General features: G+C 40.1%; 24 protein-coding genes and 1 pseudogene. 9 read left to right on the forward strand and 16 right to left on the reverse strand.

The window, feature by feature from the left end:
• Positions 1-63: 63 nt before the first annotated feature.
• On the reverse strand, positions 64-858 hold the full coding sequence (locus H5232_RS09695) for a hypothetical protein (RefSeq protein WP_182739926.1): 795 nt from the start codon (positions 856-858) through the stop codon (positions 64-66).
• Between the two features lie 121 nt (positions 859-979).
• Here H5232_RS09695 and H5232_RS09700 point away from each other — a divergent pair, with 121 nt between their 5' ends.
• The gene (locus H5232_RS09700; RefSeq protein ID WP_182718541.1) at positions 980-1,423 is read left to right on the forward strand and encodes a PaaI family thioesterase; all 444 of its coding nucleotides are present in this window, start codon (positions 980-982) and stop codon (positions 1,421-1,423) included.
• Here the strand turns inward: H5232_RS09700 and H5232_RS09705 are convergent.
• Positions 1,420-1,800: a hypothetical protein gene (locus tag H5232_RS09705; protein WP_145242456.1), complete on the reverse strand. Its 381-nt coding sequence runs from the start codon at positions 1,798-1,800 to the stop codon at positions 1,420-1,422. The genes H5232_RS09700 and H5232_RS09705 overlap by 4 nt on opposite strands.
• Before the next feature lie 167 nt (positions 1,801-1,967).
• Here H5232_RS09705 and H5232_RS09710 point away from each other — a divergent pair, with 167 nt between their 5' ends.
• The gene (locus tag H5232_RS09710) at positions 1,968-2,684 is read left to right on the forward strand and encodes a hypothetical protein (protein WP_182718540.1); all 717 of its coding nucleotides are present in this window, start codon (positions 1,968-1,970) and stop codon (positions 2,682-2,684) included.
• Positions 2,685-2,796: 112 nt separating this feature from the next.
• Positions 2,797-3,450: an endonuclease gene (locus H5232_RS09715; protein ID WP_145242452.1), complete on the forward strand. Its 654-nt coding sequence runs from the start codon at positions 2,797-2,799 to the stop codon at positions 3,448-3,450.
• 67 nt (positions 3,451-3,517) lie between these two features.
• On the opposite strand, the gene hmpA is transcribed toward H5232_RS09715, so the two are convergent.
• Both hmpA and H5232_RS09725 read right to left on the reverse strand, forming a co-directional pair.
• Positions 3,518-4,699 carry an NO-inducible flavohemoprotein gene (gene hmpA / locus H5232_RS09720; protein ID WP_182718539.1) on the reverse strand — a complete coding sequence of 394 codons (1,182 nt, stop codon included), beginning with the start codon at positions 4,697-4,699 and terminating at the stop codon, positions 3,518-3,520.
• Between the two features lie 10 nt (positions 4,700-4,709).
• Positions 4,710-5,942 carry an NnrS family protein gene (locus H5232_RS09725; protein WP_182830828.1) on the reverse strand — a complete coding sequence of 411 codons (1,233 nt, stop codon included), beginning with the start codon at positions 5,940-5,942 and terminating at the stop codon, positions 4,710-4,712.
• A gap of 166 nt (positions 5,943-6,108) precedes the next feature.
• Between H5232_RS09725 and norR the strand changes: the two genes are divergently transcribed.
• Positions 6,109-7,677: a nitric oxide reductase transcriptional regulator NorR gene (gene norR / locus H5232_RS09730; RefSeq protein WP_182739930.1), complete on the forward strand. Its 1,569-nt coding sequence runs from the start codon at positions 6,109-6,111 to the stop codon at positions 7,675-7,677.
• A gap of 234 nt (positions 7,678-7,911) precedes the next feature.
• Positions 7,912-8,961 (forward strand): ribosome small subunit-dependent GTPase A, encoded by a 1,050-nt coding sequence (gene rsgA, locus H5232_RS09735; protein WP_145242444.1) that lies wholly within the window; start codon positions 7,912-7,914, stop codon positions 8,959-8,961.
• An 84-nt stretch (positions 8,962-9,045) separates the two neighbouring features.
• On the opposite strand, the gene H5232_RS09740 is transcribed toward rsgA, so the two are convergent.
• Positions 9,046-9,942 carry a LysR family transcriptional regulator gene (locus H5232_RS09740; RefSeq protein ID WP_145242443.1) on the reverse strand — a complete coding sequence of 299 codons (897 nt, stop codon included), beginning with the start codon at positions 9,940-9,942 and terminating at the stop codon, positions 9,046-9,048.
• Between the two features lie 126 nt (positions 9,943-10,068).
• Between H5232_RS09740 and H5232_RS09745 the strand changes: the two genes are divergently transcribed.
• A complete protein-coding gene (locus tag H5232_RS09745) occupies positions 10,069-10,638 on the forward strand; it encodes an NADPH-dependent FMN reductase (protein ID WP_145242441.1) in 570 nt (189 codons plus the stop codon).
• Between the two features lie 5 nt (positions 10,639-10,643).
• Here H5232_RS09745 and H5232_RS09750 read toward each other — a convergent pair whose 3' ends face one another.
• Positions 10,644-11,090, reverse strand: coding sequence for a TerB family tellurite resistance protein (locus tag H5232_RS09750; protein WP_145242439.1), 447 nt, complete (start codon positions 11,088-11,090; stop codon positions 10,644-10,646).
• Between the two features lie 96 nt (positions 11,091-11,186).
• Between H5232_RS09750 and H5232_RS09755 the strand changes: the two genes are divergently transcribed.
• On the forward strand, positions 11,187-11,558 hold the full coding sequence (locus H5232_RS09755; protein ID WP_182718534.1) for a hypothetical protein: 372 nt from the start codon (positions 11,187-11,189) through the stop codon (positions 11,556-11,558).
• Positions 11,559-11,561: 3 nt separating this feature from the next.
• On the opposite strand, the gene H5232_RS09760 is transcribed toward H5232_RS09755, so the two are convergent.
• The 7 genes from H5232_RS09760 to H5232_RS09790 all read right to left on the reverse strand — a co-directional run bounded on the left by H5232_RS09760 (position 11,562) and on the right by H5232_RS09790 (position 19,832).
• Positions 11,562-12,155: a hypothetical protein gene (locus tag H5232_RS09760; protein WP_182761243.1), complete on the reverse strand. Its 594-nt coding sequence runs from the start codon at positions 12,153-12,155 to the stop codon at positions 11,562-11,564.
• A gap of 125 nt (positions 12,156-12,280) precedes the next feature.
• Positions 12,281-13,246: a hypothetical protein gene (locus H5232_RS09765; protein WP_182830829.1), complete on the reverse strand. Its 966-nt coding sequence runs from the start codon at positions 13,244-13,246 to the stop codon at positions 12,281-12,283.
• Between the two features lie 118 nt (positions 13,247-13,364).
• Positions 13,365-13,964: a 3-isopropylmalate dehydratase small subunit gene (gene leuD, locus H5232_RS09770; protein ID WP_182718532.1), complete on the reverse strand. Its 600-nt coding sequence runs from the start codon at positions 13,962-13,964 to the stop codon at positions 13,365-13,367.
• A complete protein-coding gene (gene leuC, locus H5232_RS09775) occupies positions 13,964-15,364 on the reverse strand; it encodes a 3-isopropylmalate dehydratase large subunit (protein ID WP_145242429.1) in 1,401 nt (466 codons plus the stop codon). The genes leuD and leuC overlap by 1 nt, the downstream gene beginning before the upstream one ends.
• A gap of 75 nt (positions 15,365-15,439) precedes the next feature.
• Entirely contained in the window at positions 15,440-16,516 is a 1,077-nt protein-coding gene (gene leuB, locus H5232_RS09780; RefSeq protein WP_149980410.1) for a 3-isopropylmalate dehydrogenase, read from the reverse strand.
• Positions 16,513-18,066 carry a 2-isopropylmalate synthase gene (leuA, locus tag H5232_RS09785; RefSeq protein ID WP_145242424.1) on the reverse strand — a complete coding sequence of 518 codons (1,554 nt, stop codon included), beginning with the start codon at positions 18,064-18,066 and terminating at the stop codon, positions 16,513-16,515. The genes leuB and leuA overlap by 4 nt, the downstream gene beginning before the upstream one ends.
• A 551-nt stretch (positions 18,067-18,617) precedes the next feature.
• The gene (locus H5232_RS09790) at positions 18,618-19,832 is read right to left on the reverse strand and encodes an ankyrin repeat domain-containing protein (protein ID WP_182718531.1); all 1,215 of its coding nucleotides are present in this window, start codon (positions 19,830-19,832) and stop codon (positions 18,618-18,620) included.
• 142 nt (positions 19,833-19,974) lie between these two features.
• On the opposite strand from H5232_RS09790, the gene H5232_RS09795 reads away from it, so the two are divergent.
• Both H5232_RS09795 and H5232_RS09800 read left to right on the forward strand, forming a co-directional pair.
• Entirely contained in the window at positions 19,975-22,665 is a 2,691-nt protein-coding gene (locus H5232_RS09795; RefSeq protein WP_182718530.1) for a hypothetical protein, read from the forward strand.
• Positions 22,662-24,017, forward strand: a complete 1,356-nt coding sequence (locus tag H5232_RS09800) for a tetratricopeptide repeat protein (RefSeq protein ID WP_182718529.1) — start codon at positions 22,662-22,664, stop codon at positions 24,015-24,017. The genes H5232_RS09795 and H5232_RS09800 overlap by 4 nt, the downstream gene beginning before the upstream one ends.
• A 72-nt stretch (positions 24,018-24,089) precedes the next feature.
• On the opposite strand, the gene H5232_RS09805 is transcribed toward H5232_RS09800, so the two are convergent.
• The 3 genes and pseudogenes from H5232_RS09805 to H5232_RS09815 all read right to left on the reverse strand — a co-directional run.
• The gene (locus H5232_RS09805) at positions 24,090-24,533 is read right to left on the reverse strand and encodes a hypothetical protein (RefSeq protein WP_182718528.1); all 444 of its coding nucleotides are present in this window, start codon (positions 24,531-24,533) and stop codon (positions 24,090-24,092) included.
• Between the two features lie 155 nt (positions 24,534-24,688).
• A complete protein-coding gene (locus H5232_RS24210; RefSeq protein ID WP_259400124.1) occupies positions 24,689-25,534 on the reverse strand; it encodes a hypothetical protein in 846 nt (281 codons plus the stop codon).
• Positions 25,531-26,103, reverse strand: a pseudogene (locus tag H5232_RS09815) (hypothetical protein); the annotation flags it as partial. The pseudogene H5232_RS09815 and the gene H5232_RS24210, both read right to left, overlap by 4 nt.

The following is a 26,103-nucleotide window of genomic DNA, read 5'->3' on the forward strand; positions in this document are numbered from 1 at the left end:
TCCATACAGTACATTTAACTGTGAGTATATACAGTTATCTGAAAATCGCAAATATAAATTGGCTTAAAATCGCGCCGTTAATAACAAGCTCATACTATTTAAACCACTTCCAGAATCAAGCGCAGATCCAAGACCAAACTTTAATGCTACATGTTGATTAAACCAATATTGCGTTTGCAGTTCATAGTTGTCTTTTAGATTTTTCTGATTACGAATATTAGCAACGACTCCCACTGACCATGCTTGATTTACATAATAAACCGCCTGCCCCTGCACATAACGATAACGCCCTGCCAATTGCTTTAGCTCTAAATCCCAACCTTGATTGCTAACTATATTTGTCCAACGAACATAAGGAGCATAAGTCCATTCAACCGCGACTCTTTCATTATCTTTGCCAAACCACATATCATGGCGCTCTAAGCGACTGTAATATATATTGAACCCTAGTTGTAACTGCTCATTCATTTGCTTACCAACAGCGGCACTCACTAAATAATCAGTATTTTGCCAATAGCTATTATCCTCACAGAGGCGCTGCGCGCTGGCACTAATAACTAATCCTGCGGGACCATAGATGGCAGCATCGGCATTTAAATAGCTAAAATCATCATTAGCAAACCCACCAATAGCATAATTATTGACTTGATTTAAATACGCTTTTAGCTCGTATGGACCAGTCAACGATTCAAGATCTTGCGCAAAATATCGATACCGTGCGCCTAAAAAAGATTCATCTAAACCAGCTAAATCGGTAAAACCAATATCGAGTTGATGTTGGGTACTAGCAACAGCCTGCGGCTGAGCAACAAGGCTCATTAATAATATTGCACCACATCCAAATACCTTTACTTTCATCCTTAAGATCCATTAACAGTTAGATAATATAGGTACATTTTATCTATTTTTATGATCTTAACTGTAGGAAAATGTTTAAAAGTGTAGACTGATTTAGTAAATAACTTAGTGAGGTAGACAGATGAGTATTTGGTATCAACCGATCACCCTAGCACAATGTAAGCAACTTGATGACGGCATAAGTGGTCAAGGCACATTGATGAAAACCATGGGCATTGAAATAAGTGAAATAGGCGATGATTATTTAGTAGCAACGATGCCCGCGATCCCAGCTCATCATAACCCTATGGGTATGGTGCATGGCGGCGCAAATGTTGTACTTGCAGAAACGGTGGCGAGTTATGCTGCAAACTTTGCTGTTGATTTTACAAAGTTTTATTGTGTTGGCCAGGAGATCAATGCCAATCATCTAAAAGCATCACGTAATGGTATATTAACCGCGATAGCAGCACCACTACACTTAGGCAAGCGTACATCCGTATGGGAAATAAAAATCACCAATAGTCGTGGAGAACTGTGCTGCGTATCAAGAATGACCGCAGCAATTGTAGAGCGAAAAGGCTAACTTGAAAGTGGATAAATTGTAATTTCAATACCTGCGCCAATAGCAGAAATACGCAATAAAGTATCGGCACTGAGCGCTTGATTAAAGCATTTTGGCGAAGTGCCTGATTCAAAGCCAATATCAAAGGTGCGCTTTGAGCATGATAACCACTGCTTTAATGCATTGCGTGAGCAAGATTCAATTAACTCACATAAGTGGTTAATCGCTTTATCTGGTGAGATAACGTCTTCATTAGACTCAATACGTGCTAGTTGACGGTACTCATCTTTATCGTAATGCAAAACCACAGCACTTTTTTTTAAGTCTGCAACTAACAAACTAATATCTTGCTTTGATTCAAGCTCTAGATCTACATTTAAAAATTGAATTTCCGACATTGTTTCATTTTTACCCTGCGTTAATAACAACGCAAACTTTAACCTAATTTTGCGTATATACCAAATCTAGAGTAGCTAGTTTTATTTTGTTGATGCGACAATTTGCCACATTGGCAAACTCAATATAATTTATAGAATACCGCACTAATAACAAACAGGTAGTCACTATGGATAAACGCATTTTTAAACATGCGCGTAAGTTTCACAAATGGTTAGGTTACTTATTAGCGCTACAAATTTTTGCATGGTTACTCGGTGGTTTAATTATGAGTGCTATACCGCTTGAAAAAGTTCACGGTAAACATTTAGCTGCGCGGCAATTAAATAACCCATTCAAACAAGCTGATTATCTAGCCTCAGTTGATAATATCGTTGCAAAAATTACTCAACCAAGACAAATTAGTTATAGTCACTTTTTAACAATCCCTACCATTATTGTGAGCAACAGTAACGGTGAGTACAGCTTTAACGGAGTTACTGGCCGTCCTTTGGTAGCACCGAGTAAAGCGCAAATTATTGCCAATGCCCAAGCTCATCTATTAATCAATGCGCAAGTAACAGACGTGATCAAACTAGCTAAAGGTACTAGCGAAGTTGGCTTTAAAGAAAATATTTGGCAAGTAAATTTTGACGATACGTTTAACACCACACTATATTTATCCGCTGATAGCGGCCAAGTTATTACTGTTCGCAGCACAATTTGGCGAATTTTCGATTTTTTCTGGATGTTACACATAATGGACTATGAGCAACGTGAAGATTTTAATAACCCATTATTAATAAGTTTTGCAGCCAGTAGCGTATTGTTTTGTTTAACTGGCTTTATTTTATTACTACAGAATATCCGTTTTAGAAAACGTACTTCCCGTCGCCCAAGTAGCTAACCTTACCTTAGAGATGAGTTAAAATTCCCACTACATCACACAGTTAAGCGATTTACTTTTTGAATAATCGCTCTAAACTAGCGCTTCCTGTAGTTCACTAAAGTGATTGGATATGCCGCATTTAATTATTGCGCTGGTATTGTGTTGTGTGAGTTTTAACCTTTATGCAGAACAATTCACCAGTTTTTACAGCGCAAAAAAACACCTCATCAAAACCCTTCCTGATAACGCCACCAGCCTCTATTGTGGCTGTAATATTAAACGCCAAGGTAAAAAACTGGTGCCCGACCCAAATGCATGTGGTTATGTGCCTCGCAATGCGGTTACTCGTTCAGGCAAACCAAATGCGCGCGCAACTCGGATTGAGTGGGAACATATTGTGTCTGCATGGGAATTTGGTCACCAGCTACAATGCTGGCAAGATGGCGGCCGAAAAAATTGCATTAAAGTCAGTGCGCAATTTCGGAAAATGGAAGCTGATATAAATAATCTCGCTCCGGCAATTGGTGAAATAAACGCAGACCGATCTAATTACAGCTTTGGCATGATTGCAGGTAATGCAAGCCAATATGGTCGCTGCCAGGTAAAGGTAGATTTTAAACAGCGTGTGGTAGAGCCGCCCTTTTATGCACGAAAACGCATTGCCGATGCTTATTTTTATATGCAAAAAACCTATGGTTTAAAAATTTCCGACAAGCAACAAAAATTATTTACCGCATGGCAAAACCAAGCTTTAGCAGCGAAAAATAGCAATGCTGTACTTTAAGTAGCCAAAACCATAAAAAAGGCGCATTTCGCGCCTTTTCACTTAAAACCTACATTTAGTTTCGTCATTAAATATCTTGATGTGGGCCAAACACCTCGTAGTGAATACGCTCAGCAGCGACTCCTAATACGAGTAATTGCTGTTTAATTGCAGCCATAAACCCCGTAGGGCCACAGATGTAGAAGTCACCTTCTTCAAGCGGAAGCTGTTCAGCAACAGCACTGACATTCATCAATCCAGTAAACTCAGCTCCCTCGCCACCTTGATTAAACCAAGTGTAGTAATTTAATCGAGTATGCGCCGCGGCTTGCTCCGCCAAAAACTGACTAAATGAATGCTGCAGGATATTTTCACAGGCGTGTAAATAGGTGACCGCTTGATTCGATGTATCACATAATAATGTTTGTAACATTGCCAGCATCGGTGTTTGACCAACGCCCGCAGAAATTAATACCACAGGTTTTTTATTTGCGCGTAAAAAGAAGTCTCCAGCCGGTGGATAAAGCTCCACAACGCTGCCCACATCAAGTGAGTGCAAATAATTAGATACAATCCCCGCTGCTGGCAATAACTCTTTTTTCACGCTAATACGGTAATTTTCACCATTACTTTGCTGAGAAATAGAGTATTGGCGTATCTCACTATACTGTGTATAAGCTGGTTTTACTTTGATACCTAAATACTGCCCTGGTTTATGAGTCATTACCGCTTTACCATCGACTGGCACTAAAGTAAAACTGGTTACTAACTCTGATTCAGGCTGTTTTTTAGCAATAACAAATGCTCTAGTACCCGACCAGCCACCGTGGTTATTTTTACTGTGCTCGTATAGCGCCGCTTCTTCGGTAATACAAATATCAGCAAGTAGTGCGTAAGCCTCACGCCATGCATATTCAACTTCAGCTGTAAATTGCTCAGGGAGCAATTCTTTTAAAGTGCCAATCAGGTGTCCGCCAACTATTGGATAATGCTCAGGTAAAATATGCATGCTGGTATGCTTATGATTAATGCGTGCCAGCGCCTCTTTTAATACGGCTAAATTATCAATATTTTGAGCATACGCAGCCAAGGCATTAAATAATGCAAATTGCTGACGGCCACTACGTTGATTGGCCATATTAAAAATATCCTGCAGCTCAGGGTTATGACTAAACAGCCGGTTATAAAAATGCTCCGTGACAACGGTGCCCGCCTGCGCCAATAAAGGCGCTGTGCTTTTTACTATTTCAATGGTTTTATCAGATAACATACAACTTCCTTTAACCACGACGCCCATCAACACGACGCCGCGTTAAAATAGGAATACAGTGGAATAAGAACAATAAAAATGCCACGATCCACAGTACAGCACTCAGCTGCCATGCGATGTGTGGCCCAATAACAACAGGTAATAACGAACGAATAATTGCTGCAATAAACACTAAAGCAAACGCCACAGCCATAAAGTGAGGAATAGTTAAAGGGCGGCCAGTATGACCATGAGATACCCGCGTCATCATCGCTAAGATCATCATGCCAATCGTACCTATAGTGATCATATGCAGCGCGTCTTTAAACAAAATAACCGAGCTGTAAAAACTCAGCGCAAGCAATACTAAACCAAGCCCAAGAGCTAGATAAGAGAAGTGCAACGACCATAACAGTGGTACTTTGAGCATTTGATTATTCCACCACAACAATGAGCGACTTAAATGCACTACAGCAACAACAGCCAATGCCCAACCAGGATTAACGCTTGCTATAAATAATTGGCTGATAAAATAAAGCGCGACAGCAAACAATGAGCTGTAAAGCAGCACTTTATCTAAACGAGGAGTACGCACTTGCTCCGCTAAACCAAGACCACGAGCAGTAAAAAAAGGTAATACCCGCCCAGCCACCACACCGACAAGTAAGGTCATTACTAGTACTGCGGTATCGGCGACTGCCAATGCAAGTAGCATGTTTTGTTGTATTGCTAAGCATAAATAAATAATATTGAGCACACACAATGCGCTTAGCATCAGTAAAAATTGGTAGTTATTTTTATTGCCAGCTTTAAGGAGCATATTAGCCAGCGCCATAACTGCACCTAACCACCAAAGCAATTGGAACAATAACACCGCATATAAACTAAAGTTTTCAATACCTGCACTGGTAATAAAAAACGCAACACGAGCTGCTAGCCACACTAGGGTTAGCAACATCAATTTACGACCATTAATACTCGCAACCCCGCTCCAAGTTTGTGCTGCGGTTAATAAAAACCCCACAGCTACAGCGCCTGCAAAGCCAAACATCATTTCATGGGCATGCCAAAGTGTTGCTGGCATAGTCAATTGCCATCTGGCATGGCCTGTTAAAATGAGTAACCAATAACTAATCGACAAAACGGCCAATAAGCCAGCTCCTAAAAAGTAGGGCCGAAATGCTAACATCCATAACGGCCATTGACTGACTTGATAAAAACGCATTTTTTTGGGCATTGGTTCGGTTAAATTGATTGCTCGCATCAGCGTATTAGACTCATCTATCTAGGTATTTATAACACGCTATTGCACAAGCCGAGCCAAGATTTAAACTGCTTATTATTCAACATGTTAACTATTTTGCTATTGACAAAAAAGTCTTTATGACTCACCTTTAAATAAGATAAAAACACATTTGAGTCATTTTGACATGGTAGATAAACAAAGCTTACTTAATGTCGCCCTTGTGCTTGCTAAAGTGAGCGACCAAAAGCAGCCTTTTCAGCAGTTAATTCAGTGTATCAAACAAGTAATACCCAGTGACGCTATTGCACTGCTTACCTTACAAGGCGATGTGTTAAAACCACAAGCTATTCATGGACTGACGCCTGACACCCTAGGACGACGCTTTGTAATAAACGAGCATCCACGTTTACATGCCATTTGCAACGCTAAGCAACCATTACAGTTTGCCCATGATTGCCCAATTCCTGATCCGTACGACGGTTTACTATCGAGCAAAGCTGGCGATATTCCTGTTCATGCTTGCTTAGGCATCCCTCTACTTGATAGCGACGATAACTTACTAGGGGTGATCACCCTCGACAGTCTCGATGCAAATGCATTCGACAGTTTTGACCTTGAGCTATTTACTCAACTAGGTACGCTTTGCACCGCGCATTTGCAAACTGTATTAAAACTGCAGCAATATCAAAACCACGCGCAACATAGTAGCGCTTTAGTGCAAGAGCTAAACCGCGAAGCGCTTACCCGCGATGGTGCAGAGATCATCGGCCAAAGCACCGCCATGCAAGCCCTTCGAAGCGATATAAAACTAGTGGCGGCTTCTGAGTTTAGTGTCTTGATCCAAGGTGATACCGGGGTAGGTAAAGAGCTAGTAGCACGCAATATCCATCTTCATTCAAAGCGTAGCGAAATGCCGTTAATTCACTTAAATTGTGCATCATTACCAGAGAATCTCGCCGAAAGTGAATTTTTTGGCCACGCCAAAGGCGCATTTACCGGCGCCCATAATGCACGTCAAGGCAAGTTTCAGCTGGCTGATGGTGGCACCTTATTTTTAGATGAAATTGGTGAACTACCACTTGCCATGCAAAGTAAACTATTGCGCGTCTTACAAAGTGGTGAAATCCAAACGGTTGGCGAAGATGAAGTAAAATACGTCGATGTAAGGGTTATTGCGGCTACAAACAGGCATTTAAAAAACGAAGTCGCTCAAGGGCGTTTTCGAGCCGATTTATATCATCGGTTAAGTGTTTACCCGCTCAACGTTGCGCCACTTAAACAACGCGAAAACGATGTAATTTTACTTGCAGGTTACTTTGTTGAAAGAACAGCCCGTAAGCTAGCTATCAAACAACTCAAACTCAGCGTCGAAACGCAACTACTACTCACTCAATATGACTGGCCGGGAAATGTGCGAGAACTTGAGCATGTGATCAGCCGTGCAGCATTAAAAGCCAAACAAAGCCAGTGGCAGCAAGCAATAATTACTATTGAACCTGCTCATTGTGAACTTAACCTAAGTACAAATAACCCAACGCCTGTCGCATTAACAACTGCCGATAACAATAACATAAATAAACAAAATTTCTCGCTCAAACAAGCAACGGATACATTTACTCAGCATTTAATCAGCCAACAGCTAGAACAACATAATTACAACTGGGCCAGTGCAGCACGAACATTAAAAGTTGATCGCGCTAACTTAGTGCGATTAGCCAAACGTCTTGGTATTACAGTAAAAAAATCTATTTAATGTGTATTTTATTCACCCAAACTTGGCTATAGTGCCAACTGGTGTAAAACCACAATAAACATCTAAACAGGAGATATTTGATGATTGTATTAAACCCCCTTGCTGGGCAAGTAAGTGCTTAATTTTATTTTTTAATATTAAGTTTTGCCCGGCCATTAGCCGGGGCGCTGTTGATAGCTAAAATTTAACAGCAAACCCCTTTGTTATTTTTACTCTTTGCAGTAATGGGGTTATATGAATACTAATTTAAGTTTAAGCCAACTGGGTTGGCGCGCATTTTTCCAACAACAACTTACGCTCAATGATTTAGAGCACACACTGATTGCACGGATCATTACCTACCATCGCGACCACTTTGTTGTACAGAGTGAGCAGGGTTGCCACAAGGTATTGGTAAATTCAGATCATCCCCCCTTAACTGTGGGTGACTGGATATTACTTACGCAACACAACGAACACTGGCTGTTTACCCGATTGCTTGAGCGCTTAACATTGCTCAGTCGCAAAAGTGCGGGAAGTAAATTAAGTGAACAGCTTATTGGCGCTAATATTGATACTTTGTTTATTGTCAGCTCGCATAATCAAGATTTCAATCTAAGCCGCTTTGAACGCTACTTAGCGTTAGCATATCAAAGTGAGTGTTTACCCGTTGTTGTACTGACCAAACGCGATCAATGTGCAGCACCAGAGCAACATATAGCACAACTAACAGCGCTTGATAATCACTTAACCGTGCTGTCTGTTAATGCATTAGAGCGTGGCAGTGTTGAGCAATTAATGCCATGGTGCGGCAAAGGTCAAACATTAGCTTTTGTTGGGTCTTCGGGTGTAGGTAAATCCAGCTTAGTTAATAGCTTATGTGAACAGCAGCTAAGTGACACTGGTGCAATTCGCGAGGACGACAGCAAAGGTCGCCACACCACGACTCATCGAGCATTGCATGTTCTTAACGTAGGAGCGCTGTTACTCGATACTCCCGGCATACGCGAGCTGCAACTAAGTGACTGTCAACAAGGTGTAGAGCTTACTTTTAACGATATAAGTGAACTGGCGCAGCAGTGTCGATTTGCCGATTGTAGTCATCAGCTAGAACCCGGTTGTCAGGTGCTAGCTGCGTTACAAAAAGGCTTATTAACGCAGCGGCGTATCACTAATTATCAAAAACTGTTAAAAGAGCAGCAACGCAATACTCAGAGCCTTGCGCAATTACGTAGCCAAGATAGAAGCTTAGGTCGGTTTTATCGTAACGTACAAGCAGACATGCGTAATTTAAAAGGACGTTAATTAATTTTTCTCAGTCGTTAAACAAAACGTGGCTAAATACTGTTTAGCCACGTTTTTGCTGATAGAAAGATTAACGCAGCTAAATTACGCGAGCTTATGCTCCTTAAAATACGCTTTTAAAAGCTGACTGAACGCCTGTACCTTAGCTGTTCGGTGCACTAAGTGATGGGTTACTAGCCATAAATCCGTTGGCCAACTCAGTTCATCCGCTAGTATTGGTACTAAATCAGCATACTGCGCCGCCACGTCATGCTGCATCCCGCCAATTCCCAAGCCTTTAACAATTGCACGGGTTGCCTCTGAGGTTTCAGACACGCGTAATTTCACTTGTGAAGTTGGTATATTTTCATCAACCCAAACAAAATAAGGCACTTTGCCATTATAGCCGGCCACCCCCGAAACAAAATTATGCAACGGCAATTGCTTAATACTTTTTGGCACGCCATGCTTATCAATATAACGCTTTGATGCATAAAATCCTGACGACAAATGCGCCAAATGCTGGGCGATATAATCACCTTCATCAGGACGAGGACCTGCGCGTACCGCTATATGTGCTTGGCCGTGATCAAGACGTAACCGGTTTTGATCAAGTATCACTTCCAGCTGCACTTGCGGATGTAAACTTTGAAATTGTTCACACACATCACTCAGTACATCAATAAAACCACTGACCGTTGTAAGCAATAAACTACCACGCAAAGTACTATCTGCGGCAATAATATCATTGTGTAAGCGTTCAAGTTCACTATTAATAGACTGCGCTGCTGTAAAGAGTTTAGCGCCAATCTCAGTTACTTTATAACCCCGGGCATGACGATGAAATAAACGTGCATTTAAACTTTGCTCTAGGTTATTAATGCGCCTAAGTACCGTACTGTGATGGACGTTGAGCTTTTCAGCCGCCGCTGTTAACGTTCCTAACCGCGCAACTTCATAGGCTACTTTTACATCTTGCCAGTCATCAAATTGAATCGCCATACCTGCCCTTAACCTTAAGTGTGCGTATATGCACATAAGTTTTGCGTTTATTTGGCTTTTCTGCAAGTAAATATTTGCTAAAGTAGTTAACAGGCAAACCCAACTACGTTATTGAAGGCGACCACCATGACAGCACCAAAAATTATTGCCTTAGCAGGCAGCTTACGTAAAGACAGCTTTAACCAAAAATTGATCAATGAAGCAGCCCGCTTTGCATTAGAAAGCGGTGCAGAAGTTGAAGTAATTAAACTGGCAGATCTAAACTTACCCATGTTTGACGAAGACGTTGAAGCGCAAGGCACACCAGTAGGCGCTCAGTTATTAAAAGACAAACTACGCGCTGCAGATGGCATCTTACTTGCGAGCCCTGAATATAACGGTTCAATTACGGCGGTACTAAAAAATGCCATTGATTGGGCATCACGTACTGAGCAAGGCGCAGTTCCAGCATTTCGTAACAAGGTAACGGCTTTATACGCCTCATCACCGGGAGGCTTAGGTGGCTTGCGTGGTCTAAATCACGTTCGCGATATTTTATCGGGTATCGGCAGCTTGGTATTGGCAGATCAACTTGCCGTACCTGCAATTCACACTTTGCTTGATGAAAATGGCCGCATTAGTGACCCTGTGACAGCAGAACGAATTGCAGGCCTTGCTCAGCAGCTCGTCAGCGTTGCCAGCAAATTAAATAAATAAACCGCTTAAGAAAGCTTTGTCGCTGCTAACTTGGCAGCGATAAAATCCTCATGCGCGACATACAACAAGTTAGAAACACGGCGAATTACATACTCTTCTTGCGGATCTAACTCACCATCGGCATACGCTAAGCGCCATAGCAGCTCTATAATTTCAATGCGTTGCTCTGCGCTGCATTGATCATTAATTTGTTTAGAAAACTGAAAGTAATCAATCGCGTCATCCAAACTTTTTCCTGCGCTTTGCATTAGCTCACTAACGTCTTCATCACTCAAATTAAAATACTTTTTTAAAGTCAGAGATAACGTTTTCAATTCATCGTCTTGCTGCTCGCGATCAGCACGCATGACTTCAATCAATAATGCCGCTACAGCCGTTTTCAAATCATGCTCTTGCAGCTGAGCTGGTTGCTCATCAAAAGCTGAAAATAGTTGTTTTATTTGTTTGAACATCACATTTTCCCTTTTTGGGTGTTAGACTTACAGCATAACTCGTTGCATCACTGTAATTAAATAGTGCGCTCAATACAATAATGGAGTTAAAGGTTTATGAAAGGAAAAACAGCAAATAGGCTAGTAATTATCAGTGCACTGGCACTATTAATAGGCAGTAATGCGGTATTAGCAGATAAAGGTGAAACCGAAAAACTCTATGACTTTGATGAAAAAGTCCATTATTACCAAACAAAATTAGACGCAAATAACTATCATCTAGAAATTCAATCTGACGACTATCAGCACTTTAAAAATCAAAGTGTATTTTTATTGCGCCATGCTGACCGTTTATGCCGTGGTAATCCGTTTATGCTAAAAGTGACTGATGGTGTACAAGAGTATGATCGTTTCCCAACCAAACCCCGCGCCTATCAGCCACCTTTAACGGTATTACTACAATGTGAGACAAAGCCCAGCAAAGACTAATCTTTAGTCTTTATAACCCCAAGGCGCTGGCGGTGGTGTAACTGGTTTTATTAAATCAAAATCAACGCGAAACTCGCGGCCTTGGCGAATTAAACGATAAGTAAACTTTTCAGGGTAAATATACATCTGCCATGTATTACCGATAGATTGTGGAATACCTTGGCTAACAAACAATTCTTTTGAATACTGATCCGCAGGGAACGACTGCACGTTAGCAAACCCAGCATCAACCGTATGACCACCGTACATAGTCGATACATCATCAGTCCCATCTTGATGGCGATGATCGTGTTTTAAACTCAAACCACTACCGGTTTTGGTAATGATCCACGTACGTGATGCATCATCACCTACATGAAACGGAATTTGTAACTCACTATCAGTACATTTACGAACATGCATGACTAGTTTTTTGCCTGCAAACGAGCTAGGACCAGTGGCATTATCAACCGTTACTTTACCCTCAAAAGCTTTACCACAATAGGCGGCAATATTATCAAAAAAATCATCATGTGTTGGGATAGATACTAAAGGCGCAGGGCGAGCAAACGCCGCCGTAGATGCCAGCAATAAAGTTGCCGCAGTTAATAATTTCATAGCATGTTCCTAAAAGTATAAAGTTGCAGCTTAGCCTGTTAATAAATACAAAGGAAGTAATCGCGGTGAATGGTGGTCCAGCGGTGAGTAAGCTAAAAAAGTTTGCAAGCCAACCATAAAATAGCTTAAACGGCTTTTTCAGCTCGGCTTTTCATCAACTTTAATAGTGAATTATGAAAGTCTTGAAAAATAACCTCACCCCATAATCGAGAGTAAATAGTAAAGTTGGTATTATCTTCAACAGTGGTTTTTAACGTTAAAACGGTTTGTCCATTAGCGGTTTCTGCTAAATAATAGCCTCCATAAAGAGGAGAAAAATATTCTCCACCTAGCTTTACATGTTTATCTAGTGCGTTGTCTGGAATCAAATCAGGGTCGATATCAAACTGGTAGAGCATTTGTTTATTTGGCTGCCAATCTGTTATAACTTCTTTAAATACAACGCCATTTTGCCATTTACTAGTTCTCACTGCACCTATACCTTGTGCATCCATATCCGCCTGCAAAGGGCGAGGAATACCAATCAATTGCGAAAATGACATTGGGAACTCCCCCTCTGCAATGTAACTTACATTCGCCAATTGCCGCCAAACAACATCTATTGGTGCATTGATAACAACTGAATTTTTAACTTCGTATGTTTGCGATAGCTTTAAAAAATTCACCTCTAGCGGTGATAAAATCAAAGGTATTAATGCCACTGACATGACGACTTTTTTACTTTCTTTTTCTAATTTACGATGTACAAATCCAGCTAAGACTCCTCCTATACTTGCAAATAACATAAATGCAGGTAGCGCCATAGCGACACAGATACTCCCCTCTAAAAGAGTGACTATACTGACCAGTAAAAATACAAAAATAGGCTGCCAAGCCTTAACTGCCATTTGCTTATAAGACATTGATTTATTGAGTTTGCATTCAAAATAAATACGAATATAGCCAATCGCAATGGGGACTAAAAACATAAAAGAAATAGTGACTAAACTGCCGAAGTTAAACGCATCACTAAACTCTAGAAATACCCGTATAGATATGCCGTAAAGCACACCTAAAATAATGCCTATATATTTTGGAGAAAGCGTTCGCATAAATAGTTCTTTCAATGTTTAATTGCCAATAATGTTCCGAAGTTAACAACTATTTCTAACCGCAGCAATAAAAAACGCGGCCTGAGCCGCGTTTCATTGTTTAATAACTTTTAAACCTTTACTGCCAAGGGCGCTCAGCGTTAAGCTTTGCCTCAAAGGCGTCAATTTGTGGGTTGAGGGTTTCGGTGACGCCGATAAAATCTAAGCCACTTAATAAACGCTCTTTTACGTCTTTGCGAATATCAAAGCAAATTGGTGCAAACTTGTTACTGATAAGTACCTGATTTTCAAGATCGATGTCGATATGAATATCGTCGTGTTGCTCGCTCAGTACAAACAAGTCTTCCAATGTTTGCGCTGGTAGTGCAATAGCTAGCATCTGGTTATTGCCACAGTTATTAAAGAAAATATCAGCAAAGCTTTCCGCTAAAATCACTTCAAAACCATATTGCTTAAGCGCCCATGGTGCATGTTCACGTGATGAGCCGCAGCCAAAGTTATCGCGAGTTAGTAATATTTGCGCGCCTTGGTAACATGGCCGATTTAAAATAAACTCAGGGTTTGGCTCGTCGTTATCTAAATAGCGCCAATCATAAAACAATGCCGCATCAAAACCATCACGGCTGGTTGAGGTTAAAAACTGCTTTGGAATGATTTGGTCGGTATCGACGTTGTTTTTATCAAGTGGGGCCATTAAGCCACTAAAAAAAATGCTCATTAGGCTTCTCCTCTAATATCAACAAAGCGACCATGAATAGCTGCCGCAGCGGCCATTGCAGGGCTTACTAAGTGTGTACGACCACCACGGCCTTGGCGACCTTCAAAGTTACGGTTTGAGGTGGATGCACAGCGCTTGCCTGCACCTAAGCGGTCATCGTTCATGGCTAAGCACATTGAGCAACCCGGTTCACGCCACTCAAAACCAGCAGCTTTGAAAATATCAGCTAGGCCTTCATCTTCAGCCTGTTTTTTCACCAAGCCAGAGCCAGGTACAATTAACGCCTCAACACCAGCAGCCACTTTTTTACCTTCAACAATCTGTGCGGCGGCGCGTAAATCTTCAATTCGGCTATTGGTACATGAACCAATAAATACCGTATCTACGCTCGCTGACGATAACTTATCACCGGCTGTTAAACCCATGTATTTAAGCGCGCTGCGAATCGCATCAGCTTTAATTAAATCAGGCTCTTGATCTGGATCTGGAATGCATTCATCAACACCAATAACTTGCTCAGGGCTAGTGCCCCAAGTAATTTGCGGCTGAATGCTACTCGCTTCTAGTTCAACTTCTAAATCAAACTGCGCACCTTCGTCAGTTTTTAAGGTTTCCCAGTAGGCAACTGCAGCTTCAAAATCATCGCCTTGTGGAGCAAATGGGCGGCCTTTTAAGTAATCATAAGTGATTTGGTCTGAAGCGATTAAACCCGCTTTAGCGCCCATTTCAATACTCATGTTACACAATGTCATACGCGCTTCCATTGACAGTGCTGCAATACCTTCACCACAAAACTCTGCCACATAACCTGTACCACCAGCGGTACCTAGCTTACCAATCACCGCCATGATCAAATCTTTGGCTGTAACCGTTGGACGTAGTACACCATTAATTTGAATTTTTAATGACTTGGCTTTTTTCTGTTGTAGTGTTTGCGTCGCGAGTACGTGCTCAACCTCAGACGTACCAATACCATGGGCCAGCGCACCAAATGCACCGTGAGTAGAGGTATGGCTATCACCACAAACAATGGTAGTGCCAGGTAAAGTAATACCTTGCTCAGGCCCCATTACATGCACTATGCCTTGGTTAATTGAGTTTAAATCGTAAAGTACAATACCAAACTCTTTGCAGTTGGCATCAAGCGCCATCAATTGGTTTTTTGATACTTCACTGGCGGCATCTAATGAGCGGCTTTTGGTCGATACATTATGATCCATCGTTGCGATGGTTTTTTCAGGACAACGCACTTTACGGTTTTTCTCTCGCAGGCCAGCAAAAGCTTGCGGCGATGTCACTTCATGTACTAAATGACGGTCAATATAAAGTAAATCGGTTTGCTCATTAATACTAGCAACTACATGTGCTTGCCAGATTTTATCGTATAACGTTTGGGCCACTTGCTGATCCCCTAATTTGTTTGACTCGCCGCGTGACGGTGCAGCGAGTGAATAATTGTTTAAATACGTGCTGTTTTATATACGAGCGACAATTGCTGCGGCAACGTCTTGCGTTGTATAACCTGCATTTGGGTAAATATCCGGTGTACCTACGCCTGCTTCGACCGCTTCGGCTACTGCTTTTTCAATGCTGCGCGCCGCTTCATCTTGGCCTAGTGAATAACGTAGCATTAACGCGGCACTTAAAATTTGTGCGATTGGGTTTGCAACCCCTTTGCCAGCAATATCAGGTGCCGAACCACCAGCAGGTTCATACATACCAAAGCCTGACTGATTTAAACTTGCCGATGGCAATAAGCCCATAGATCCGGTGATCATCGCGCATTCATCTGACAATATGTCACCAAATAAGTTATCACACAGTAACACATCAAACTGGCTAGGTTGTTTAACCAGTTGCATTGCCGCGTTATCAACGTAAATATAATCAAGGCTTACTTCTGGGAAGTCTTTGCTTACTTCGGTTACTACTTCGCGCCATAATACACTTGATGCTAATACGTTGGCTTTATCAACCGACGTTACATGGTTATTACGTAATTTTGCTGCTTCAAAGGCAAAACGTGCAATGCGTTCAATTTCTTTGCGTGAATAAGTTTGTGTATCAAATGCGGTTTCTTCAGCCCCTTCGCCACTGCGGCCTTTTTCGCCAAAGTAAATACCGCCCGTTAGCTCGCGCACGCATAAGATATCAAAGCCTTTTTCGCTTATATCGGCACGTAATGGCGATGCAGCGCTCAGTGCTGGTAATAGTTGCGCTGGGCGTAAGTTACAAAACAAACCAAAGTGTTTACGTAGTGGCAAAAGTGATGCGCGCTCTGGTTGCTCATTGGCAGGAAGATGCTCCCACTTTGGACCGCCCACTGAACCAAACAAAATTGCATCGGCACTTTCACACGCTGCAAGGGTTTGATCGGGTAACGCTTTACCAAATTGATCAATCGCAGCGCCGCCAATGGCATGATGATGACGAGTTAAAGTAAAACCAAATTTACTGCTCACAGCATCCAATACCTGCTCTGCTGCTGCCATTACTTCTGGGCCGATACCGTCGCCTGCTAATACTGCAACGCTATAATTTGATTGACTCATCCTGCTTTCCTTTGTTGTTTTAAATCAGACACTTTTTGTGCACGATAAATTAAGTTATAAACGCGGATCATGGCGCGTACTGACGCCTCAACCACATCCGCGGCAATGCCCGCGCCGTGATAAGGGCGGCCATCGTATTTAGCTATTATATTTACTTCACCTAATGAACTGGCGCCTTCACCGGTCGCCTCTAGATTAAATTCAATCATTTCAACAGCCATACCCGTTAAACGTTCAATCGCTAAGAATGACGCCTCTACAGGGCCATTGCCGGTAGCCGCTTCTTGTTTAGACTCACCATTAATCGTCATCCCAATCGTTGAGCTTGCTACTGATTGCGAGTTAGACGTTGAGTTAACAAACTCTAATTGGTATTTGTCGTCTTTATCACTGATTTGGTTAAAATAAATCATCGCTTCTAGATCGTAGTCGTACACTGTACCTTTTTGATCGGCAAGGGTTAAGAAGCTTTCATATAGGCTATCCATATCGTAATCAGATTTTTGATAGCCTAATTCTTCAAGGCGGTGCTCAATAACATGACGACCCGAACGTGAGGTCATATTTAATTGATTATTTGGTACGCCGACGCTTTCTGGTGACATAATTTCATAGGTATTTTGCGCTTTTAATACACCGTCTTGATGAATACCTGAACTGTGGGCAAAAGCATTCTCGCCAACAATCGCTTTGTTAGGTTGCACTGGCATATTACAAATTTTCGCCACTTGGCGTGATGCGCGATAAATCTCTTCACTGCGAATATCGGTATACACTTTTAAGTGGTCTTGGCGCATCTTCATGATCATCGCCACTTCTTCAAGTGAACAGTTACCCGCACGCTCACCAATACCATTAATAGTACATTCGATTTGCCGTGCACCGGCTTGCACCGCTGCAACAGAATTGGCAACAGCCAAACCTAAATCATTATGACAATGTACACTTAACCGCGCTTTATCAATATTTGGCACGTTATTCATTAAATGGCGGATCATCGCCGCGTATTCGTCTGGCGTAACAAAACCAACTGTATCTGGTAAGTTGATGGTTGATGCACCAGCATTAATCGCCTGCTCAACAATTTTGCATAAATCCCAATGCGGTGTACGGCCTGCGTCTTCGCATGAAAATTCCACATCATCAGTATAATTACGGGCAAGCTTAATTGATTTAACCGCCATGGCTGTCGCATCATCTAAGCTCATACGTAGCTTGTGTTCTAAATGCAAAGGGCTGGTAGCAATAAAAGTATGAATTCGACTTTGTTGTGCTGTGCGAAGTGCTTCGCCACAGGCTTCAATATCTTTAGCAACAGCGCGTGCTAAACCACAAATAATAGGGCCTTTCACTTCTGTAGCTATACGTTGCACTGAACGAAAATCGGCAGGGCTCGAAACCGGAAAACCTACTTCCATCACATCCACATTTAGGCGGCTAATAGTATGCGCCAGCTGGATTTTATCTTCTTCAGTCAGGCTCGCTTTAAGCGCTTGCTCACCATCACGTAAAGTGGTGTCGAAAATCCATACTTTATCTTGTTCTTGCATAATCTACCCTTAATTCTCTGCTGCCCTGGATGCGAGATAAAAAAAACCCCGCGATATGCGGGGTTTTTTGTGTTTACTTAATGCAAATACACTAATCCCCGCTCACGTGCGCTTGCAGTAAGAGGTTCAGTTTTAATGTAATTAAATGAGTGTTTTGCATCGTCTTTACTAAATGTGTGTGTTCAGTGAGCCCTATTTTTAACACTTCAAAACTGCGCATGCAAGCATAATCTCACCTTTAAATGGAATGAAAAACCACAATAAAAGAAAATAAATTTCGTATAAAACCAACTTTAAGGTTATATAATTCAAACCAAACCTAAAGCAACCATAATATACTTTACTTTATGGCCGATCCTGCTTAGATAAGTTTTCTATTTTAATGTCAACCTACTCGCCGATAATACAATCCCGATATGCTCAATTAACAACGCCAACTTACTTATTGCATCAATTGCAGCTTTACTCACAGATACTTGAAGTGTCATGTTAGAAATAAAAGGCTAGCCGACATAAAGCAGCCTCTCTAATTGTCACTCATTCAATAAGTGTTATTTATATACATAAAGAGAATATTCTTTTAAAAGCTCTAAACTCGCTTTTTCTACTTTTAAGTTATTTACTTTTTTATGCGAGCCATACCATTGGATGGAGCCTTGGAATTCATCATCAAATGGTAACACTATAAAAGAAGATGTTTCTGAACCAATCGGTGAATTTGGCTCATACCAAATAAGATTACTATCTTGAGAGTAAATCCTCCCAGACTTGCCAGTAATGAGGTAATGGTAATACTTCCAATCCGGGCAACCTCCAAAAACAAATGCATCCATTCCTGTAGACATACTCAGCGTATTATTCATTTGTTCATTGAGCGTTATCCCCTGAGGACCATTCCTTGGCCCACCCATTAAACGAAAAGAACAACTTAAATCGAGGTTGTGAGCATTTATAAAATTTGTCCAATAATCCATATATTTAGACCAAGAAGCCTGCCTTTTTTTCTGCCTTTCTAAAAACTCTTGCTCGCGCTTATTTTGTATCTTTAATTGCAAGGCATTATTGACAACTTCACCATTAATATAGCTCTGCGCGCCTTTAGATTTTAAAAGATCGATGACTTTTGAATTATCATTTGTAATAGCAATGCCTAATGCTGTACTGCGGTCCATGTTTTTATAATTTAAATCAGCACCATACTTTATAAATATCTCAGTATGTTTTGCGTTCCCGCTATTATTGATAGAGTACATCAAGGGTGTGTCGCCAAATACATTCTGATGATTAATATCAACGCCTAGTCTTACTAACTTATCAATATATAACGCCAATGTTCTGTAATTCAAAGAACTAGACATTATATGAAAAGCATTTTCACCCACTTCATTTTCATATGAGTAGTTACAACCATTACTAGCCATGTAGTTCATTAAAGTAAGGTCAGTGGTATCTTTTAAAAGAGTTTCCATACAGACAGGCAAGCTGTCACGACTCTCTTTGCAATTAGGGTCAACCCCACCTTCAAGCGCATATTTAATCAAAGAAAAATAACTATGTTCAATGCCTTGGCTAAGCGTTCTGCAGCTTTTAGCTATTTTTTCATCATCCATAAAATCTTGTAATCGAGGAGTAACTTTTTTACCACCTCGAATAATCTCTACATCTAAAACTCGCTCATAATAACCACTGTTGTTTTTTTTATAATACAAATAGCTCGCCCAAGCGATAAGGCTCAGTAATACAAAACTTAAAAATATTTTTTTCATCTGTTATTCCTTAACGTAATTTATTAGAAGTTCCTTTTTTTTACACAACCGAATAGTGTATTATATTTACCGAAAATACGATATTACTTTTGCATTTTCAATAGTCATGTAAGACACGGAAACATTTTATAAAGGATTATTTATGCCAAAGCATACTGCTTTTAAGATCATTACATACCTCATTTTTGTCACTTTGCTTGGTTGTGAAAAGACTGACCCTGACCCTGACACACAAAAAAACGAATCTAAAGCAACCCAACCCATAGCTTTAAAAGAAGATATCACCGACGCTGCGCAATTTGATCAAGAGCGTATCCAGTTTTTGTGGCAGGGACCTCAGCAAGAAAAAAGAACGATATGGAGCATCAAAATAGATGGAACAGATCTTCGCCAGGTGCTTGATGAGAAAGAACTTTCATTCAACACCCCTCCTGGCGGTAATGGTGGGCACATAACATACCTTTCTCGCTCACCAAATAACCGCTATTTAGCGCTAATTATGTACCAAGAAGTCATTGTTTATGATCTGTTAACTCGAGATCACCTTATCATCGGTGAAGCAGTAAGAGGCCAACCACAACTGATAATTTGGAAAGATAATACCTTCAATGTTTACATGTCTAAATTTGGCGACCACTCGCGAAACTTATATGTCGACTTGAACAACCTAACAGTAACAGAGAAAAAAGAAAATAGTGATACGGTCTATTTAAAAGATGGTTCAACTCTCTCTTTTCACAAGTTTCATATGAGTAAATACAAGGACGATAAAAGGCTCTTTAAAATTGATCTAGATGGGTATGATAAACTTAACAAACCATATCTAAATGGATACGATAAACTTAATGAACTATATCTTAATAATGAACAAACACATGGGCTACTGCACACTAAAGAAAGGTCTTTTTACTTTAATATAACAACTGGAAAAATACTCAGCACCTTCGATAATAACTTTTTTACACCGTGGCATATTAACCATGCTAATAGCCAACTAATAGGCACTGACAAAGAGCATAAACAGTTAACCTTTTATAATATAACGACAAAAACAACAACAAACATTTTAACCTCCGCCACCAAATTAAGAATAATAAGCCCACTTAAAGCAAGTGCCTACAATCAAGAAAAGCCCTCCCTTTTACCTAAACTCTCAAACTTACCAAAAGGGTACATTTACGGAGACCGCAAAGTCGATGAAAATTATTATTTTGGAGAAAAAGTTGATGGAAAAGCAAAAGGTTATGGGGAAATGTATCAACGTTACACTCACCTTTGGCAATATCAAGAAAAAAACAATACTCTGATACCGCTTCACTATAAAGGAAATTGGAAAGCGGGTGTATTTGAGGGTAATGGCGAGGTTATTTATACAAACGGTAGTCGCTATAAAGGAGAGTTTTCTTCTTACCTTCATCACGGTCAAGGACGTTTTACTGATAAAGACGGAAACGGCTTTGATGGAAGCTGGAACAAAGGACAAAAACATGGCCGTGGCCTCTGCCTTACCTACCGTAAACCAACTCCATGTGAATACTACTACAATGCAATAGTTACTTATGAGGGAGAGCTAGACGACAACGGCATACGTAACGGTACGGGTACTTTTAGTTGGGTACCTTACATTAAAAAAAACATCTATAAAGGTAACTTCAAAAATGATTTATTTCACGGTCAAGGCGTGCTAACCAAGACCTATTATAGTAACGACGTTTATAAAGGGCAATGGCAATTGGGCCTGCGCCACGGTCAAGGCACACAAACCAATGGCGAAACTCATTATGAAGGACAATGGAAAGCCGATAAGCGCCATGGTAAAGGTACACAAACTAAAGGCAACATTCGCTACGAAGGCATGTGGCGAGTCGATTATTATAATGGTCAAGGAACATTAAATGAAAATGGTAATATCTACAGTGGACTATTCAGTGCTGGCTGGCTATTTGGTCAAGGCACATATAAAAACAAAAATGGAGACAGCTATAACGGAGAATTTGAATACTCCCGTTACAATGGATATGGAGTAATGAACTACGCAAATGGTGATCAATACAGTGGCCAATGGCTATCCCACATGAGGTGGGGTAAAGGCAAGTTAACCTTAGCAAATGGTGACTTTTATGATGGCGATTGGGACAACGATACAAAGCATGGCGAAGGAGTCTGTCAAGAGAATTCAGAGGAATACCCATGCCAATACTTTCGTGGTTATAAATTACATAATATACGTGATGGTTATACAAAATCTAGAGTTATCATAGACGATGGCTACGGTGAGGTGTTGGGCGACTATATTGGGGAGCTTGAAAACAATATCCCCCATGGACAAGGGTCATTTATAAATAAATATCAACGTTTTTATATTGGTCACTTTGACCACGGTCTATTCAATGGTCAGGGGATATTACTAACTTCACATCATGGCATTATCTATGATGGTATGTGGATCAAAGGCAAACCTAATGGCTACGGAAAAACGAATATATTTGAAGGGCACTGGAAAGATGGCGTGGCTCATGGAGTAGGTAAGTTACATATAGGTATTAACAGCACGAGGCGTATTATTAAAGGTAACTGGCAAGATGGAGAAATCAGTGAGGGAACTATTATATACCAAGATGTTGATTATATAGAAGATAAAGCTATTTACACTAATAACTGTGTTTATACTGGGAGGTTATCGTTATCTATTAATACAAAAATTACCTATTCAACAAGTGACATGACTTTTGTTAAGGTCACCCCACAAGGGAAATGTGTACGTGTAGAACAAGAAAAAGAACACAACACTAATGCTTTGAGTAAAAACCATTTACAAAAGGATAGCAAATGAAACGTATTATAGTATCGATATTAGTCATTTGTTTTAGCTTAGGCGAGTGCGAACATGAAGCTCGAGCTCAAGTCCCACCTAAAATGGAAGCACAGCAAATCAAACAACCATTACTTGACTTGTTTGCCAAGCCAAAGTTGACAACTGAAAAAGCTAAACTAGAGGAAGCGCTTATTCTAAAAGCAATAGCAGATGACCCTTCGGCCCAAATCGCATTAGCAAATATGTATGAAAATGATAACCAACAAAAACGCGCCTTATTTTGGTATCAGCAAGCAGTTGAACATGGCGGTATAGATGAAGAAAATGCCATTCTTAAATTTTCTCAACAAAAACTAGCACAAAGTAACGACCCTAAAGATATATTTATGTGGACAAAGTATGCAGCTGAACACGGCGATATTAGCGCACAAGAAAAAACAATGGAATACTATCGTAGGGGTCAAAAAGTTAAAAAAAACCTTATTGAAGCCGAAAAATGGCTAAGAAAACTAATTAGCCACGAAGCCAAAAAACCTACATTTAAACTGGTAGAGCTACAGTTAGATACAATTAATTCAAATAGAGAAAAGAACATCCCTAGCGCGATTGCCCTAGCCAAAAAACTCGCTGAATCGGGGTCTGTAGACGCGGCTTATTTTTTAGGTTGGTTGCACCAATTTGGCTCATTGTTGGATAAAGATATTACCAAAGCGATTTACTGGTATAAAAAAGCAGCCGAGTTAGCTGATATTCGTGCATATCGCAGTTTAGGGTGGATATATCACTCTCACTATAACGATAATAAAGCAGCCGCTCACTGGTATGAAAAATCTGCTTATTTAGAAGATCAAGTATCTCAGTTTAATTTAGCCGTTTTATATCACTTAGGGAAAGGGGTAGATAAAGATTTAAAAACTGCAGCCCAACTGTATGAAAAAGCAGCTTATACAGGGCATAATTCCGCAAGAATTAATTTGGCTAATATGTATGCGAATGGTATTGGGGTGAGCAAAAATAAAGAGCTGGCCGAGCAATATTATAACGGTTATCAGCATATAAACCTCGCGACTGAAAAAAAACAAAGTCAGCTAAATATAGAACCAAATATTGATTATATAAAAATAGATATAGCAGATTTGGATTTATCAACTCAAAACTTTTATACGCTCCATGAACGTTTAGGAATTTATAGCCACTCAATTGATATAAGTAAACTTCCCGTTTTAGAAGATAACTCAGTGATCCTATTATTTGTTAATATACCAACTTTAGGGCATTACTCTGTAAGTAAAGGAACAAAAAGTAGCTTATACCAACGAACTCTTATTAATGATGTAACTATTAATAATTTTAGATCTGGTAATTTATAACACAATAAAACGTTGGTCCATTATCATGGGTCAACGTTCATAATAAGCGCTTAAATAGGATAATTAAAAACATCACTCCAGTATTATGGACGGCATTACGGGCACATCCGAATACGGATTGTAAAGATCTTTATAGGCTACACCTTTTAAAATGTAAGTAGGATCTTCCCCATTTCTAAGATCTTGTAATAAATCAAAATCACCACTTTTAGGTATGTCGGTAAATTTTATATTTACATAAGCATTACCATCGAAAACACTAGATATTGACCTAATCTGCTGCCAGTCATGTTGTTTGTTTCTAAAAATCAATTGCGCTTGGCCATAATTAGGGTTACTGGCATTAACTTTGTAAACGTATTCATAATCACTGCTGGTAATTATTACTTTATTCAATTGGTTAACTTGGATTGGCACCAGCGGCGAAGCTTTAATACTAGCCGCCCCGAGCGAATTTTGCGATAGTAGCGCACTTAAGGCAACAATGACTGTTGTGTATCTTTTCAAAAAAAGCATTTTTCCCTCCTTGGTAAATTAAGATATGTTTATACTTTCACTTAAACTTTGTAGTAGAGCAACAACCAGCCACTATACTACGGCATAACATTAAACCATTGTTGTTCCTACTAGGTTTACCCATTAATGATAGTCGCACACTCTTCTCAACTGTTCTAGCAATCGTTTTTCCGATTTATTTTTGCACAATGGCTGTCAAGACAATAGTAAAGCTTTTTATCATCGTCATAGCATTGTTGCATTAATCTGGCTTGATATTCGCTATCGCTCAACGTTAATAGATTATTCAGCTCAGATATTACTGATTTATTTTGCATGTCCCACTTTTGCGTTCTCAGCTTTTGATCATTATTATTAATTACAGCGGTGTAAACTTTACTTTCTTCTCGTTTGGCCTCTGCTATATTAAAAAAACCTTTAATTGGCGTTTCAGTGCCTTTTACTATTTCAACATTACCATCGTCAGCTGCTAACGGAATAGAGCGGTTTACACTGAGCAACAGCGCCCGTGTTTTGGGTATAACATAACCATAAATATGGGTTACCTTGCTCTTAATAATGTGGTCGTTATACCAATCGCTGTAGGTTTTATCTTTACTATTAATATCAGGGCGCTTTAAATCTGCAACTGCAATTTTTTTGTAGCTAAGAGTATTGGTTTTACCCTTATAGCTTTCTAGTTGAGTTTTAAACGTATCAAACCACTTATCACCTTGGCTTGCCGCTAACAAGCTTATCGCATCAACCGGCGGCACAATAATAGGTCGGGTTTTATGGGCATGAAACGGGTTTCGTGTTGTTAACTGCTTGTCATCAACAGCCTCTAACACCGCACCTTCATCACTGCTTAATAGTATTGGTGCGGCTCCATCGCTATCAGCCGCCACTACACGATTAAACAACGGGGTGAGCTTACTAATTGGCTCCCCCTTATTAACATAACCGGTAAGTAAATACGCTTTAGGAAAACTAGATTGCCCTGTATTAAATTGCTCAGTCATTGTTCATCCTTGATATTAAACACGCCATAAATATATATTGACCCCATCCCCCAAATACCACATTCCTTTAAGGGTATTTTTCTCTTTTTTTGAGTAAGTAAATCCGTTTCTACAATATAGTCATCGAAATAGAATCGACCATTCGGCTTCACCTCCTCCGTTGACCTTATCGTTTCAATATATAATACTTTATTTTTTTTATCTGAGAAAAAATATGTATATCTATCATAGTCCAATATAATACGCTTACTAGGATCTGATAAATTAATCCAGTAATTTTTAGGGTATCCAAGTCCCTCTGATAAAAAAGAAATATAATCGCCGAAAGGGGATACTTTTAAATACTGCATAGTAAAATGGTTATTAAAACCTAAATCCACCTTCTCTATCACGTCGCCATTAAAATCATATAACCAGTATTTATTTTTTTTATCGGCTAAAAACGTTTTACCATCTGGCAATAAAAACAAGCCATTAGAGTAAATAATTGGTCGCTCAGTGAGTGTTTTAGTCGGTACATGGTAGTTATAATGTTTACCACTGGCGTAAAAAATCACATTTTCACTGTC

Origin of the sequence: Pseudoalteromonas sp. SG41-5 (genome assembly GCF_014164495.1) — a bacterium.
GTDB lineage: Bacteria > Pseudomonadota > Gammaproteobacteria > Enterobacterales > Alteromonadaceae > Pseudoalteromonas > Pseudoalteromonas rhizosphaerae.

What these genes read in the sequence shown, in the direction of transcription:
- H5232_RS09740 (WP_145242443.1), bottom strand. Translation starts at nt 9,942, where the DNA reads ATGGCGATTCAATTTGATGACTGGCAAGATGTAAAAGTAGCCTATGAA.
- H5232_RS09750 (WP_145242439.1), bottom strand. Translation starts at nt 11,090, where the DNA reads ATGTTCAAACAAATAAAACAACTATTTTCAGCTTTTGATGAGCAACCA.
- H5232_RS09755 (WP_182718534.1), top strand. Translation starts at nt 11,187, where the DNA reads ATGAAAGGAAAAACAGCAAATAGGCTAGTAATTATCAGTGCACTGGCA.
- H5232_RS09725 (WP_182830828.1), bottom strand. Translation starts at nt 5,942, where the DNA reads ATGCGAGCAATCAATTTAACCGAACCAATGCCCAAAAAAATGCGTTTT.
- H5232_RS09705 (WP_145242456.1), bottom strand. Translation starts at nt 1,800, where the DNA reads ATGTCGGAAATTCAATTTTTAAATGTAGATCTAGAGCTTGAATCAAAG.
- H5232_RS09695 (WP_182739926.1), bottom strand. Translation starts at nt 858, where the DNA reads ATGAAAGTAAAGGTATTTGGATGTGGTGCAATATTATTAATGAGCCTT.
- H5232_RS09790 (WP_182718531.1), bottom strand. Translation starts at nt 19,832, where the DNA reads ATGAAAAAAATATTTTTAAGTTTTGTATTACTGAGCCTTATCGCTTGG.
- H5232_RS24210 (WP_259400124.1), bottom strand. Translation starts at nt 25,534, where the DNA reads ATGACTGAGCAATTTAATACAGGGCAATCTAGTTTTCCTAAAGCGTAT.
- leuA (WP_145242424.1), bottom strand. Translation starts at nt 18,066, where the DNA reads ATGCAAGAACAAGATAAAGTATGGATTTTCGACACCACTTTACGTGAT.
- H5232_RS09710 (WP_182718540.1), top strand. Translation starts at nt 1,968, where the DNA reads ATGGATAAACGCATTTTTAAACATGCGCGTAAGTTTCACAAATGGTTA.
- H5232_RS09700 (WP_182718541.1), top strand. Translation starts at nt 980, where the DNA reads ATGAGTATTTGGTATCAACCGATCACCCTAGCACAATGTAAGCAACTT.
- leuD (WP_182718532.1), bottom strand. Translation starts at nt 13,964, where the DNA reads ATGAGCATTTTTTTTAGTGGCTTAATGGCCCCACTTGATAAAAACAAC.
- H5232_RS09800 (WP_182718529.1), top strand. Translation starts at nt 22,662, where the DNA reads ATGAAACGTATTATAGTATCGATATTAGTCATTTGTTTTAGCTTAGGC.
- H5232_RS09805 (WP_182718528.1), bottom strand. Translation starts at nt 24,533, where the DNA reads ATGCTTTTTTTGAAAAGATACACAACAGTCATTGTTGCCTTAAGTGCG.
- H5232_RS09765 (WP_182830829.1), bottom strand. Translation starts at nt 13,246, where the DNA reads ATGCGAACGCTTTCTCCAAAATATATAGGCATTATTTTAGGTGTGCTT.
- rsgA (WP_145242444.1), top strand. Translation starts at nt 7,912, where the DNA reads ATGAATACTAATTTAAGTTTAAGCCAACTGGGTTGGCGCGCATTTTTC.
- H5232_RS09715 (WP_145242452.1), top strand. Translation starts at nt 2,797, where the DNA reads ATGCCGCATTTAATTATTGCGCTGGTATTGTGTTGTGTGAGTTTTAAC.
- norR (WP_182739930.1), top strand. Translation starts at nt 6,109, where the DNA reads ATGGTAGATAAACAAAGCTTACTTAATGTCGCCCTTGTGCTTGCTAAA.
- H5232_RS09760 (WP_182761243.1), bottom strand. Translation starts at nt 12,155, where the DNA reads ATGAAATTATTAACTGCGGCAACTTTATTGCTGGCATCTACGGCGGCG.
- leuB (WP_149980410.1), bottom strand. Translation starts at nt 16,516, where the DNA reads ATGAGTCAATCAAATTATAGCGTTGCAGTATTAGCAGGCGACGGTATC.
- hmpA (WP_182718539.1), bottom strand. Translation starts at nt 4,699, where the DNA reads ATGTTATCTGATAAAACCATTGAAATAGTAAAAAGCACAGCGCCTTTA.
- H5232_RS09795 (WP_182718530.1), top strand. Translation starts at nt 19,975, where the DNA reads ATGCCAAAGCATACTGCTTTTAAGATCATTACATACCTCATTTTTGTC.
- H5232_RS09745 (WP_145242441.1), top strand. Translation starts at nt 10,069, where the DNA reads ATGACAGCACCAAAAATTATTGCCTTAGCAGGCAGCTTACGTAAAGAC.